The 13,626-nt window shown below is 57.8% G+C and carries 10 protein-coding genes; 1 reads left to right on the top strand and 9 read right to left on the bottom strand.

Features of this window, described 5'->3' with window-relative positions; translation table 11 throughout:
• Window positions 1-237 precede the first annotated feature (237 nt).
• The 8 genes from B0G52_RS11460 to B0G52_RS11495 all read right to left on the bottom strand — a co-directional run bounded on the left by B0G52_RS11460 (window position 238) and on the right by B0G52_RS11495 (window position 11,484).
• Complete coding sequence (locus tag B0G52_RS11460) at window positions 238-1,380, bottom strand: glycoside hydrolase family 88 protein (protein ID WP_094044282.1); 1,143 nt, start codon at window positions 1,378-1,380, stop codon at window positions 238-240.
• Window positions 1,381-1,395: 15 nt separating this feature from the next.
• Window positions 1,396-3,183, bottom strand: a complete 1,788-nt coding sequence (locus B0G52_RS11465; protein ID WP_233162600.1) for a heparinase II/III family protein — start codon at window positions 3,181-3,183, stop codon at window positions 1,396-1,398.
• 27 nt (window positions 3,184-3,210) lie between these two features.
• The gene (locus B0G52_RS11470) at window positions 3,211-4,809 is read right to left on the bottom strand and encodes a response regulator transcription factor (protein WP_094044286.1); all 1,599 of its coding nucleotides are present in this window, start codon (window positions 4,807-4,809) and stop codon (window positions 3,211-3,213) included.
• A complete protein-coding gene (locus B0G52_RS11475; RefSeq protein ID WP_094044288.1) occupies window positions 4,802-6,640 on the bottom strand; it encodes a sensor histidine kinase in 1,839 nt (612 codons plus the stop codon). Before B0G52_RS11475 ends, B0G52_RS11470 begins: the two co-directional genes overlap by 8 nt.
• 347 nt (window positions 6,641-6,987) lie before the next feature.
• Complete coding sequence (locus B0G52_RS11480) at window positions 6,988-8,409, bottom strand: ABC transporter substrate-binding protein (protein WP_094044290.1); 1,422 nt, start codon at window positions 8,407-8,409, stop codon at window positions 6,988-6,990.
• A 113-nt stretch (window positions 8,410-8,522) separates the two neighbouring features.
• The gene (locus tag B0G52_RS11485) at window positions 8,523-9,362 is read right to left on the bottom strand and encodes a carbohydrate ABC transporter permease (protein WP_094044292.1); all 840 of its coding nucleotides are present in this window, start codon (window positions 9,360-9,362) and stop codon (window positions 8,523-8,525) included.
• Window positions 9,363-9,379: 17 nt separating this feature from the next.
• Complete coding sequence (locus tag B0G52_RS11490) at window positions 9,380-10,312, bottom strand: carbohydrate ABC transporter permease (protein ID WP_094044294.1); 933 nt, start codon at window positions 10,310-10,312, stop codon at window positions 9,380-9,382.
• Window positions 10,313-10,467: 155 nt separating this feature from the next.
• Complete coding sequence (locus B0G52_RS11495; protein ID WP_094044296.1) at window positions 10,468-11,484, bottom strand: HD-GYP domain-containing protein; 1,017 nt, start codon at window positions 11,482-11,484, stop codon at window positions 10,468-10,470.
• 140 nt (window positions 11,485-11,624) lie between these two features.
• On the opposite strand from B0G52_RS11495, the gene B0G52_RS11500 reads away from it, so the two are divergent.
• Window positions 11,625-12,725: a metallophosphoesterase gene (locus tag B0G52_RS11500; RefSeq protein ID WP_094044298.1), complete on the top strand. Its 1,101-nt coding sequence runs from the start codon at window positions 11,625-11,627 to the stop codon at window positions 12,723-12,725.
• Here the strand turns inward: B0G52_RS11500 and B0G52_RS11505 are convergent.
• The gene (locus B0G52_RS11505) at window positions 12,703-13,533 is read right to left on the bottom strand and encodes a helix-turn-helix transcriptional regulator (RefSeq protein ID WP_094044300.1); all 831 of its coding nucleotides are present in this window, start codon (window positions 13,531-13,533) and stop codon (window positions 12,703-12,705) included. The two genes, B0G52_RS11500 and B0G52_RS11505, sit on opposite strands and share 23 nt — an antisense overlap.
• Between the last annotated feature and the right edge of the window lie 93 nt (window positions 13,534-13,626).

Consider the following 13,626-nt stretch of genomic DNA (forward strand, 5'->3'; position numbering starts at 1 on the left):
AGCTGTCCCATAAGTAGGGGCGTACAAGATTATCGATGAAAAAAGAAGGGCATCTATCTCCTGGAGACTGCCTCATACGATCCTGAAACCACCTTATCTCGGGTTTACCCATTCAAGTTTCAGGGTCGTATAGCATCGGAAGGAGATAGATGCCCATTACCATTCACCTATCGATAATTGTTCGGTACGTCTCTTCTTACCTATGGGGCAGCCCCATTCGCATTTCAAGCGTCGGCATTACTCCCAGAAGATCGTACCTTCGCCGCGAAGCCGCGCCAAGCCTTCGACGAAGAAGAAGTCTCCGTAGATGAGCGGAACTCCGATGTTTTTGCCTTCCGGGTAGTGGCTCGTTCCTTCGCCAATGAGTCCTTCCTCGTCCGCGCGGTCCCACGCCCCGTAATTCCGATACAGCGATTCGAGCATGCGAACGGCAGGCTCGCGGTAGACGTGAGCTTCCAGAGAGCCGACCTGCTCGGCGAGCAGCAGCAAGCCGCTGGCCGCGATTGCGCCGGCGGACGAATCCCGATGCTTCTTCACGTCGGGCGGCAGACGGAAATCCCAGTGCGGCACATGGTCGTCCGGCAGATTGGACAGGAAGAAATGGGCGACCCGCTTGGAACCGTTCAAGTAAGCGGGATTGCCGGTATGATGATAGGATAAGGCCAGCCCGTACAGCGCCCACGCCGTTCCCCGCGACCAGGCGGATTCGGCGGCGTAGCCTTGACCCCCTCTCGCCTGCACCCGCTGTCCGCTCGCCGGATCGAATTCGACGATATGATAGACGGAGCCGTCCGGACGGATGAAATGCTCCAGCACGGTGTCCATATGCGCTTCCGCGACGTGGCGGTAGCGCGGATCGCCGGTCTCCCGCGACGCCCAGTACAGCAGCGGCGCGTTCATGGCGCAGTCGATAATGGCCCAGCCTGCGTTGTCGTCTCCCTCGAACCATGGGTTCCAGGCGCGAATATACCGTCCGCGCAAGTTAAACCGAGCGGCAAGATAATTGGCCGCCTTCAGCGCCCGTCTTCGCGAAGCTTCGTCCTGCCGGAGCTTATAGGAAGCGACGCTCGTCAGCGTCCACATGAAGCCGAGATCGTGATCAAGCCTGTCGTATCCGTCCAGCACCTCGTCCAGACGGACTTCGCAGCTTGCGGCCGTCTCTCTCAGCCTGTCGTCCCCGCTCTCTTCGTAGAGCTGCCACAGCATTCCCGGCCAAAACCCGGCCGTCCACCAATACGGCTCTTCCAGCGCGTACGCGCCGCCGACGCTTGCATGCGGAAATCCGTCCCCGATGCGGGCCAGATTGCGCAGCGTCTTCTCCTTGGCCTTGCTCCACGCTTCCTCGACCCAGGCGGGCCGGTTCTTGCCCGTTGTCTCCATAGACGTTATCCTCCATTAATTCCCGTTATCCAACTCGAAAACCAGCTCGATCCGATTCGTCGGTTCCGGTCGGCGCAGCTTCCACTCGATCGCATGCCATTCCCTCGGCTTCCCGAAATGATCGGAATAGACGCGCCGCTCGGCCGACGCCTCCAGCAAGCCGCTATCGTAGCGAATCAGCGCGGTCAAGCCGCCATCCGTCAGACGCACCGTTCCCTCGGCCGCCAGATCGGGGGGAACGAAGGTAACGACCCGTTCCGCGAAGCCGAGCGGCTCGCCTTCGAACGATACCACGTCGGTCAACGTCAAGCGGCATTCGTCCGCCTTGCGCCACCTGAGCTCGCGAACGAGCGACGCCAGCCCGGTCACCCGATAGGCCTGGCGCAAATCCAGTCGCAGCACGTCCTCTTGTTCGCCCGCAATCGCTTCCAAGACCACGGCCGCGCGCTCTCTCCCGGCCTCTTGTCCGCGGCCGCCCACGATCGGCACGGAATGCCCCTGCGTGCCGTTGCAATCGTAATCGTACCGGCCCGCGCCGAAATAAGCGGCCGTATACTCCCCGCTGCCCAAGTCGGCCGCGTAAGCCGTTCCGTCGACCATCCAGATGAACTGTCCGACGTCGTTGTGGTTGTGCGGCTCGTCGTTATGGCCGCCTTTGGCCGCGAAGCCGAAGCATCGTCCCGCTTCCGTCTCATAGCGGGACAGCAGCCACTGCGCGTCGGGAAAATAACGCGATGCCGGACGCAAGCTTCCGGACGCCGCCATTCCCGAATCTCTCCAGACCCAATCCCGGAGAACGGGCGCCCACCGGTGGCAGTGATCTTCCCCCAAGCCCGCTCCGTATCGCGCGTCGGGCGCCTCTACTTCAGGATAGAGCCGGGCCAAGTAATGCGTCAGTCCTGCGCGGAAAGGAATCGCCTGCAGCGAGTCGGAGAAGCTCGCGACGCGATCCCCGCACAAATAAGCCGCCTGCTGGAACAACGCAATGCTTCGGACCTTCGGCTTCGCGAACAGGTCGATCCGGCCCCCCGTGCGCTTGCTCAACAGATCGGCAAAACAGACGTAGTAGCCGAACCCGTAATTCCAATAGCCGAGCCCCTCCAGACAAGCCCCGTCTTCCCCGAAGCCTTCCAAATAACAGTCCAAGGCCGGCAGCGCCCTGGCCAGCACGGCCTCCAACGTCGCCGAATCGGTCATCCGCAGCAAAGCCGCCGAGCCGATCGACCCTGCGCATACGGCGGCCCAATTGTGCTTGGCCGTCTCCCAATGATGGGGACCGTGCCGCAGCAGCGGCTCGATCAACCGCTCCGATACCGCGCGATCGATCGCCTCCGTCAGCTCCGGCGGAAGCCGATTGCCGAGCAGGCACGCGATCTCGCTTAACGTAAACCCGGTCTCCGAGGAGAACAAGTCGATCGTCTTCGCGGCATCCGTCCCCTTCACATGAGCGGGCAGACACCAGGTTCGCTCTTCGAGTATAGCGCGCACCGTCTCCAGCAGCTTCCCGTAAAACCGCTCCTCGGCAGGCTCCAGCAAGCTCAGCAGCGCGAAGGCGTTCAGCCTTCTCCGCCGCTCGAAATACGCTCGCTCGTACTCCAGACGGGAGCCCGTTCGCTCGAAAATCGAGAACAGCTCCTCCGTCAGTTCCGGAAGCGGCTCTGCCGACAGCCGTTCCCCTTCCCCGCGAACCTCCGCGGCCAACTCCGCGAATTCCGGCGCCGTCGCAGCCCGCGCCCAGAACTCGGCGGCGCTCTCTCCCGCGGGATAGTAGAGTTCGTCCACGCTCCGCCCGATCCATTCCACGATGACCTTCCCCCTTCGCCGAGCCGTCTATTTGCGATATTCCATAGGCGTTACGCTTGCATGCGACTTGAATGTTTTAATGAAATAGCTCTGATTGTCGTAGCCCAGCATCTCCGATATTTCCCCGACCGTATGGGACGTCTGGTCCAGCAGCTCCTTGGCCCGGTCCATCTTCATCCGCGTTACGTATTCGATGAACGTCTCGCCCGTCACCTTCTTGAACATCCGGCTGAAATAGCTGGCGTTCAGGTGCAGGCTGTCGGCCACCTCGTCCAGAGAGATGCGGCGATGAAGATTGAGGGATACGTATTTGCACGCCTCCTTCACCTCCGGCCGTTTGTTGATCGAGGCGGCCCGATCCCCTTCTTCCGAGGCGGCCAGTTGGCCGCTTAGCCATTCGCGAAGCTCGCGAACCGAATCGATCGCCGAGATTTCCTTGTGCAGCGTATCCGCGGAATAGCCCGACCGGACGTATTGCAAGGTGCGCAGCTTCAGCTTTAAATCCAGCACCAGCTTCAGCGCCCAATCCTTCACCGCGGCAGGAGGATACCTGCCCCGGATAATGCGCTCGATCCAGGCATCCGCCATCCGGCAAGCGTCGGAATGCCTTCCGTCGATCAACGCTTCTCTCAGCTCGGAATTGGCGGCGTCGTAATGGACGAACAGATCCTCCTCGCTCAGTTCCTCCGTTCTCTGCTTCGCCACCGCGCCCGACTCCAGATAGAATCTTTGCTCCTCGTCCGTTACCAGCTCGTGCAAATTGCGCTTGAGCGCCTTCGTCGCTCCGCACTCCGTGCCGAGCACGAAGGCCATCCGGATTTTAAGAACCGACCCTATGGCCTTCTGGACGATCCGGCACAGCTCCGCCGCCCGGTCGTATGCGTTCGTTTTCAGGCTCGGCTTGTACGAGATCAGCAGCAGATGCTTTCTTTCGCTGTACGCGATATGCAGAGCACGGAGCTCCGGCTCGGCCAGCACCTCGGCAATGACGTTGGCGATGGCGAACCGGAGCGTCTGCTCCGAGGCGAAGCGCTGCTTCGCGCGGGTATAGTCCTCGACGTAGCCGATCGCGGGAAGGCACCACGTCTCCTCCGCGAACAGGCCGAAGCCGTTCGCCTCCGTCATCCACTCATCCGCCGACAGCAGCGGCTGGTGAATGAAGTTTTTGAACGCCTGCTCCTTGCGCAGCTCCCTGGCGTCGTTCGCCAACGCATGGAGCCGCAGCCGTTCCCCGCTCATCTGCCGGTCCGCGTCCAAATCCTCCTTGAAACGCTCCAGCATCGGTACGAGTTCGCCGGGCTGCAGCGTCTCCTTGAGCAAATATTCCTGCACGCTGAGTCTCATTGCCTGCTGAGCGTAAGCAAACTCGTTATGACAGGACAGGATGACGATCCGGGCATCCGGCTTCCGTTCCTTGATCTTGGCGCACAGCTCCAGTCCGTTCATCTTGGGCATGCCGATGTCGGTAATGAGGATGTCCGGCATTTCCGACTGCGCATGATCCCAGGCGACCGCTCCATTCTCGAACGCTCCGATCAGGCGAAACCCCCGGGCTTCCCAATCGATCGATTCCGACAGCAGCTCCAGAACGGGATAATCGTCGTCTACCAGCATGACGTTATACATGGCCATCCATCCTCTCGTAAGCGATCGTCACCCGGATCAACGTTCCGGCTTCCTTGCGGCTCTCCACCGCGATAGAGAAGCGGTCTCCGCACAGCATCGTCATTCTCTCGACCACGTTCGTCAAACCCATTCCCGAGAAAGCCGTTCCGGCTCCGATTCCCGCCTTGGCCGCCGCCTTGCCCTTCTGCGCCCCCTGGTCGTCCATTACCCGCTGCAGCTTGCCGTTCAGCGCGTCGACGGCTTCCTCGTCCATGCCGACGCCGTCGTCCTCAACCGCGAGATGAAGCACGCGATCCCGCATCTCCGCGCCGATGCGAATGAGCCCCGCCTTCTGGTTGAAGCCGTGAATGAGCGCGTTCTCCACGATAGGCTGCAGGAAGAAGCGCGGCACCCGCACGAGCATCGCCTCGGAGGCGATGTCCAGCGACAGCTCGACCTTCTCCTTCTGACGCAAGTTCATCAGCTCCACGTAGTGGGTAAGCAGCTCAAGCTCCTCGTGCAGGCTGATCTCGTCCGCGTCGCTGTTGATCGTCATGCGCAGCAGCGTCGAGAGCGAGCCGATCATCTTCGCGCTGTCCGAATCTCCGCCGCGCATCACTTTCATGCGGATGGAATTCAGAACGTTAAACAAGAAATGGGGATGAATTTGCGCCTGCAGCATTTTCAGCTCCGCCTTGCGCTTGCGCGCCTGCGTATCGGATATTTCCGCGATCATCTCCTGAATCCGGTCCAGCATCTGATCGAACAGAAAGCCGAGCCGGCCGATCTCGTCCGTCCCCCTGACCCCCGATCTGACGCTCAGATTCCCTCTCTGCACGGTGGAGGTCGTTCGGCCAAGCTGCACGAGCGGCTTCGTGAAGGCGCGGAGCAGAATGAGCAGAATAAGCAGAAACACCGCGAGAGAAGAAATCTGCACGACGAACACCTGGTTGAAAATCGAGCTGATGTCGACGATCGCCTCGCTGTAGCGCTGCTTGGATACGAGCCGCCAATCGTTGAACGAGAACGGCTTCTCCGTGATCAAATATTTCTCGCCGTCTATCGTCCGGATCGAAGTGTGCAGGTTTCCCGCGGACTCCCCGACTTCCGTGAACGTCTGTCCGATCTGCGACCCGTCGCCGCCGGACAAGATCCGGCCGTTCTCGTCCAGCAGCATCATCTCCTGGTCAGAGCTAAGCTTCTCGAACAAACGTCTCACTTGGTTCTCCATAACGGTAATGACGACGTACCCGTAAATTCGCGAATCGTCCCGGCGCAGCGGGCGGGCGAGCGACAGCTGGTACGGGCTCTCCTCCGACATGTAGGCGAACATGACCGGACTGGCTCCGATCCAGTGGGAGATCGGCCACTTCAAGCCGTCCAGCCGCTCGAACCACGGTTCCTCCTTCAGCTGCAGAGGATTGTAGTCGCTCGTGGAGTAGTTGGTAAAGAAAGTGTCGTCGGTAAGCAGGACGGTAATGTAGCTTTTATCGCTGACGGTCAGACTGTCGAGCTGTTCGATAATTCTTTTCTGATCCGTAAAATTCAAATAAGCGTCGCGGCTCTCGGTGTTGCCCGAGACGACCAGCTTGAAATAGCTCGTCATGCTCGCGTTCGTCTGAATGTAGTTCGCCATGTTCAGCATGCTGGTCAGCAGATTCGATACCGAGCTCTCCGCCAGCAGCAAGGAATCCTGGGCGTTGGACACCGCCTGACGCTGCACGGCGTCCTTCGTCAGGGAAGTGTAGATAAACTGCGTCAGCACCGCGGGAATCAAAATGCAAGCGATTGCGGCAATCATCAGCTTATGTCTTATCGACCGCAATCCGAACCCTTTGTTCATCCGCAGCATGCAAGCTCCCCCCCGTGTACGCAAGTTGCTTCTAGAAGCAAAAACGCCTGCGGCGTCCTTAGGGCGTGTCTTCAAACCCGCTCAGGGGCATCTATCACCGCCTTTTCGCCCCCTTCTTCGTCACTTTTGCTTGACGTACCTCCGGTACGCCTTCACAAAAGTTCCTTGCATGGAACGAAAATTCGGCAATATCTGCTGTCCTCGGAGTATGAAAACACGCCCTAGGACGGCGAACGCGTTTTTGTCGGAGACGATACAGACAATGATAAACGTGAAACTTATAAATTCTGTATCGTTAACAAAGGGGGACAGCGACTGGGCTGTCCCCGCAACATCAGTATAGCACGTTACTTTTTGTTCGCTTCGATAATTTGCTGCGCGCGCTCTTGGCTGTTCGTCACCGTCGCGTCGATATCCTGCTGTCCGAGGATGAGCTTCTCGTACTCCTCGTTAACGGCCTTGTAGACTTCGGCTTGATAAGAGGCGGCCGGGATCATCTCCGAAGCTTTGGACACCAGCAGCGTCTGGATCAGCGAGTTTTTGTCGACCAGTCCGGGATTCGCCGTGCCCGCCAAAATCGAATCGATGATCGGCGTCAACTGATCGTTGGACACCTTGCTCCAGGACGGCACGTTCTTCGCCTGCACCAGTTGGCCTTCCGTCGTGTACCAGCGCACGAACTTGTATGCCTCATCCTTGTTCTTGGAGATGGAAGACACCGCAGTGTAATCCGTCGTGACCGGAGCGTAGCCGATCGGGTCGCCCGCATTGTTTTTCGGGAACGGCGCGACCGCTACGTTAAACGTTAACGGCAAGCTCTCGGTGCCGCCGATCTCCGTATTCATCCAGCTTCCGATCGTCAGCATGCTGGCGGATTGATTAAAGAACTGATTCCGGTACGCCAGCTTCTGGGAGATGATGTCCGTGTAAGGTACGGAGGATTTGTCTTCCTGCTCCATCTTCACGCGCAGTTCCAGCGTCGCCCTGAAGTTCGGATCGTCCAGATTGGAGGAGCCGTCGGCTTTCAGGAAGTCGGAGTTGGTCGGTTGGTTCATCATCTTCAGCTTGAGGAACTCCATCCAGCCGCCGCCCTGCGGTCCGTGGAAATACGTGCCGTAACGCTTCGAGTTGCCCTCGCCCTTCGTCAACTGCTTCGCGTAGCTCGCATAGTCGTCCCAGGTCCAATCGGTCGGCACGGCCAATCCCGCTTCGTCGAGATGATCCTTGTTCAGCAGCACGTACCACGGATTAAACTTGCCCGGCAGCGCATACACTTTGCCGTTCAGCGTCGTATCGACCTTGTATTCCTCCGATACTTTGTATCCCCCGTCGGCGGCGATGAAATCGTCCAGCGGCTCTGCCATGCCGAGCGACACCCTCTGCGCGTATCCGGCAGGATCGCTGAACATGAGCACGTCGATCTCCTCTTTGGAGGCGAACGCCAGATCCAGCTTCTTCATGGCCTCCTGCGTATCGCCCTTGTCGCTCAATACGACAACTTCGACTTTAGTGCCCGGATTCGCTTCCTCGTAAGCCTTCAACGTCTGAGACCAGTTGTACGTCGACTCGGGCCCGAACGTGTACAGCCGCAGCTTTACGTTTTTGGCCGGCTCGGACGCCGGCGCCGAAGCCGAGGCGGACGGAGCGGAAGCGCTCGGACTTGCGCTTGGGCTCGCCGTCTCGTTGTTCTTATTGCCGCCGCAGCCCGCAAGCAGTCCCGCAAGCATTACGCCTGTTGCCATGCCGTACAACCACTTCTGTTTTCTCATCGTGACACCCTCCTATTGGATAAGTAATCTGGTGTTGACAATCCACATTATAAAGGCGTCCTTCCGAACTCAAATGTAACTATATTTACCTATAATGTAATATTTTTGATCAGTTAGCCTTTTACTCCGCCCAGCGCGATACCCTCGATGACGCTCTTCTGCCCAATGATAAAGACGATCAGAAGCGGCACGATGGCCGAAACGGCGCCCGCCATAATAAGCGAATAGAACTCGCCGCTCATGGACGTGAACTTCTGCATCGCCAGCGGAATCGTGTACAGGCCGTCCGTTCGCAGGAAGATCAGCGGGTTCTGGTAATCGTTCCACGTCCAGATAAAGCGCAGAATCGCATAGGTGGCCACCGCCGGCTTCACGAGCGGAAACGCGATCGACCAGAACGTCCGCAGATGGCCGGCCCCGTCGATCTTCGCCGACTCGATATACTCCTGATTGACCCCCATGAAAAATTGCCGGAGCATAAACGTGCCGAGCACGCTGAAGCTGCTGAGCAGTATAAGGCCGAAGTGGCTGTCGAACAGGCCGATATTGCGGTACAGAATAAATTGCGGAACGAGAATCGCCTGGCTCGGAACCATATAGGTGGCCAGCACGATCAGGAACAGCCACTTGCCCGCTTTGAACCGCACCTTGGAGAAGCCGTAGGCCGCCAGGCTGGAGGTCGTGCAAGAGACGAGCACCGTAATGACGCTGACCTTGATCGAGTTCCAGTAATAGATATAGAAAGGATATCGGCCGAACCACACTTCTTTGTAATTGGCGATCGCGTTCCACTGCTTCGGAATCCATTCGATCGGATAGACGAACACGTCTTTCTCCAGCTTGAAAGAAGTCGTCAGCATCCACAGGAACGGCAGCAGGAACAATAGGCTGACGGCGAACAGGACGGCGGTCGTAACGGCTTTGCGCCAGTCCAGCCGATGCAAGGTTGCCATGGCGTTTCATCTCCCAATCAATAGTTGACCCATTTTTTCTGTGCGATCCACTGTCCTGCCGTAATCAGGAATACGAACAGGAACAGGACGACGGACACCGAAGAAGCGTACCCGATCTTCAGGTTGTTGAACGCTTGATCGTACAAATACCAGACCATCAGGCTCGTCGAACCGATCGGCCCGCCCTGCGTCATGACCGCGATAATATCGAACACTTTAAAGGAAGAAATAATGCCGGTGACGAGCAGGAAAAAGGACGTCGGGGACAGCAGCGGGAACGTAATCCGCGCGAACTTCACCAAGGCGCTCGCTCCGTCAATGTCCGCCGCCTCGTACAGATCCCGGGGAATCGACTGAAGACCGGCAATGTAAATAATCAGATTGAACCCGATCGAAATCCATACCGTGATCATCATGATGGAGTACAGCGCGAACTTCGGATCGGCGATCCATTTCGGCGGATTGGCGATGCCGATCGCCTGCAGCATCTCGTTGATCGGACCGTACGAAGGATGGAACAGCACCTGCCAGACGACGGCGACCGCAACGATGTTGGAAATGTAGGGCATGAAGTAGGCGACTTTGAAAAAGCCCTTCCAGTAGACATACCGGTCGATCAGCACGGCCAGCACCATGGAAATCAGCATGTAGACGGGCACCGCGAGCAGAAACAAAAAGTTGTTGCGAATCGAGCGAATAAACGCCGGATCGTCCCACAGCTTGCGGAAGTTTTCGAATCCGATCCACTTGATGCCGTCCCAGCCCTGCACGAAATTCCAATCGGCCAGACTGAGCGCGAGCGCCGCCAGAATCGGCAGCAGGACGAGCACGGTCACTCCGATCAGCATCGGGCTCACGAACAGGAATCCGGCCAGCGTCTCTCCGGCGGATAGCGATAATCGGCGGCGGGCCGGCTTGACGGCTTCGGGAACCGCGGCGGGTTGAGTCATGTTGAACACCTCGACTTTGAAAATCTGAATACATTAGAACCTATAATAGAGAAGTCTATCGGCTCGTCATCCTCTGTATGGTGTCATTATATAAAAAAAATACCGTCATCCTTTGACGGTATTTTGATCTCGTACGCGATTTATTTGACTTTCTGTTATACCAATGCAATCTCCCGAATCTGGACGTTCCTCTCTTTGGCCAGGTCGATAAATTGCTCGCCCGCCTTCACGAGCGGAGATTCCATATTATGAGGGTTCAAATAGACGACTTCGGCGGCTCTGCCGTCCGTCAGAACGACGTGTCTGCCGAGCAACTTCTTCATCAGGTTGTCCAGGAAAAGCGATACGATCTGCGGATTCAGCTCCCCGAACTTTCCTTGCCGCATCTGGCTGACGATCTCGTGGAAAGGCGTCGCTTCGCGATAAGGTCGCTTGGAAGACATCGCATGGAAAATGTCAGCGACCGCCACGATCGCGCTGAACGGATCGATCCGGCTCTTGTCCAGACCGTGCGGATATCCCCGGCCGTCTTCTCGTTCATGATGCTGCAGCGCGACGAGCGCCACCCGAGGATGGAGTCCTTCGGCGTTCTTGAGCAGCTCGTACCCGTGCACGGTATGCTTCTTGACGATCTCGAACTCTTCGTCGGTAAGCGAGCCGGGCTTGTTCAGTATCGATTCCGGGACGTTGACTTTGCCGATATCGTGCAGCGTAGCCGCCAGAGAGAGGATGGCCAGCTCGTCCTCGCTCAAGTTCATCCAGCCGCCGATCAACGTCGCCAGGATGCCGACGCCGATATTATGCTCATACGTATAATCATCCTTAGCCTTGACGATCTCGAACAGCTCGAACAAGTCCGAGTTGCCGGACAGATCGCGAATCGCCGGCAGAATTTCCCGGCGGATGTCCGCCAGCGGAATGCTCCCGGAGTCGGTTACGGAAGAGAACAGCTCTTTCGACCGGCTTACCGTCTGCTTAAGCACCTTGCGGCTGCGCGCCCCGTCCCCTTGCGACTCGGGAGGCTGATCGAGCGAGAGCGTAAATTCGTCGATCTTGTGGTTGTACAGAAGCTTGACGGAGTCGTAATTCAGCACCGTCTGGGCGGGGATAATCGTCACGCCATAATTGTTGATTACGTCAGCTAGCACTCTTCGTCCGATTAGATGCTCCATGTATACGCTCCCATATGACATTTCTTAGGATATATCATAACATAAAGCTCTCAAAAATTAAGAGAAAAAAATTAGACAATTGTTCATTTCCAGGGTGAATATGATAAAATTTTTGTTAATTCAACATGAAGGAGCTGCCTATGTTTATCTTGATTGGATTATTGTTTCTGGCTCTGTATGGCGTTTCCGTCTTCTATATCGGCTGGAGCGGCTGGAAATGGATGAAGCCGATGGTCTCGGCCCGCTTCAAGTGGCTGTACGTCGTCGCTGTCGTCTTCCTCGCTTCGTCGTTCATTCTTGGCCGCTTCGTCGGCAGCGTTCCCGCCATAAGCATATTGGGCTCTTACTGGCTGGCCGCGTTCTCGCTGCTGCTTATGCTTCTTCCGATCGTCCATCTCTGCCTGTGGCTGTTCCGGCTGACAAGCCTGCCCCGGCATCGCGTGCAGAAGTGGGCCGGCTCGATCACTTTGCTGATTCTCGCGTCACTGCTTTCCTACGGAACGCTTAACGCATACAGCCCGGTCGTCCGCAGCTACGAGATTCGCATCGACAAGCAAGCGGGCGATCTCCGGGAGCTGAACGTCGTCATGGCGGCGGACATGCACTTCGGCCTGCTCTCCGGCAAAGCGCACGCCAAGCGCATGGTGGAAGAGATCAACGCGCTGAAGCCCGATCTCGTGCTGTACCCGGGAGACATTATCGACGACAATCTCGACGTCTATCTCGACAAGGGCATCGGCGAGATCATCTCCGGCGTGCAGGCGACATACGGCGTATTCGCCTCGCTGGGCAACCACGACAAATACAAGGGCCGAATGGAAGAATTAATCTCCGCCCTCGAACAGAGCGGCATGGACATTCTGTACGACGAGACCGTATCCGTAGAAGGCGTGACGCTGATCGGCCGCAAGGACAAGACCGAGAGCGACCGCGCCGCGCTGGAGACGCTCATGGCCGATATTCCGCGCGACGGCCCGATCGTCCTGCTGGACCATCAACCTTACGGGTTGGATATCGCGGCGGACAACGGCGTCGACCTGATGGTATCCGGCCATACGCACCGCGGTCAGATCGCTCCGGCCCACCTGATCACCAAGGCGCTGTACGAGAACGATTGGGGCCATGTGCAGAAGGGAAGCTTCCATTCCATCGTCACGTCCGGCTACGGCTTCTGGGGGCCTCCGATCCGCTTGGGCAGCCGCTCGGAAATCGTGCAGATCACGATCGGCTTCTCCTCCTGAACTCCCCGGGGGTAACGCCTTCCGCCTTCAGAAAAATATTGTAGAACGACGGTTCGCTCTGATAGCCGATCAGCTCCGCGATCTGCTTGACGAGCAGATCCGTCGTTATCAAGTACCTCTTGGCCGCCTCCATCCGGCAGTAGATCAAGAAACGGATCGGACTGACCCCCGTCTCCGCCTTGAACAGATGAGCGAGGTGGTACTTGTTCAAGTATGTTTCCGCGGCCAGCGCATCCAGCGTGATCGGAGAAGCGTAGTTCTCCTCGATCATCCGCCTTGCTCTCTGCACGGCCTCCTTCACGGAAACGCGCGATCTCTCCCCCGCGTCGCCGTACAGCCGCAGCCTCGCCAGCCTGGCGAACAAAATGCCCAAATAGTGGTTGGCAATCGTCTCCGACTCCGGCTCGTTGCGGCGATACTCGGCGATGGCGTCCCTCATCAGCTTGCGAACGACGGGGAGGTGCTCCTGCAGCCGAACAATCGGAGACTCCCCCTCTTCGAAGAAAAAGCCCGGAGCCGCTCCCTTGATCCTCAGTCCCTCGAAGCCGATATATGCCGCCCGGAACGGATGTTTCGTCGACAGCTCCTTGTGCCACACGCCCCGCTGATAGAACAGCAGAGTACCCGCTCCGGCCGTATAACCCCGCCCGTCGATTTCGAACTCTCCTTCCCCTTCCTCGATCAGCAATATTTCCGTCATTCGGTCGTGCTTATGCAGATCCAATTGGAATCTGTTCTGTTCGTCGTTATCGAACGTGCCGCAGCCGACGATCGACGGCTGGCCCTCTATCCTTGTCGTTCCGCTCATTCCGCCCCCCTAATCGCAAGAATGAATAGTTTTCTTAACAACCCGCCTTATTGAAGCGAGCACCGGAATGGAATAATTTATTATCTGACGGCT

This window comes from Cohnella sp. SGD-V74, from assembly GCF_003001675.1.
Lineage (GTDB): Bacteria > Bacillota > Bacilli > Paenibacillales > Paenibacillaceae > Cohnella.

Bases quoted from the DNA above. Each gene is read 5' to 3' on its own strand.
- B0G52_RS11495 (WP_094044296.1), bottom strand. From the start codon at position 11,484: ATGGAGCATCTAATCGGACGAAGAGTGCTAGCTGACGTAATCAACAAT.
- B0G52_RS11490 (WP_094044294.1), bottom strand. From the start codon at position 10,312: ATGACTCAACCCGCCGCGGTTCCCGAAGCCGTCAAGCCGGCCCGCCGC.
- B0G52_RS11460 (WP_094044282.1), bottom strand. From the start codon at position 1,380: ATGGAGACAACGGGCAAGAACCGGCCCGCCTGGGTCGAGGAAGCGTGG.
- B0G52_RS11475 (WP_094044288.1), bottom strand. From the start codon at position 6,640: ATGCTGCGGATGAACAAAGGGTTCGGATTGCGGTCGATAAGACATAAG.
- B0G52_RS11505 (WP_094044300.1), bottom strand. From the start codon at position 13,533: ATGAGCGGAACGACAAGGATAGAGGGCCAGCCGTCGATCGTCGGCTGC.
- B0G52_RS11470 (WP_094044286.1), bottom strand. From the start codon at position 4,809: ATGTATAACGTCATGCTGGTAGACGACGATTATCCCGTTCTGGAGCTG.
- B0G52_RS11485 (WP_094044292.1), bottom strand. From the start codon at position 9,362: ATGGCAACCTTGCATCGGCTGGACTGGCGCAAAGCCGTTACGACCGCC.
- B0G52_RS11480 (WP_094044290.1), bottom strand. From the start codon at position 8,409: ATGAGAAAACAGAAGTGGTTGTACGGCATGGCAACAGGCGTAATGCTT.
- B0G52_RS11500 (WP_094044298.1), top strand. From the start codon at position 11,625: ATGTTTATCTTGATTGGATTATTGTTTCTGGCTCTGTATGGCGTTTCC.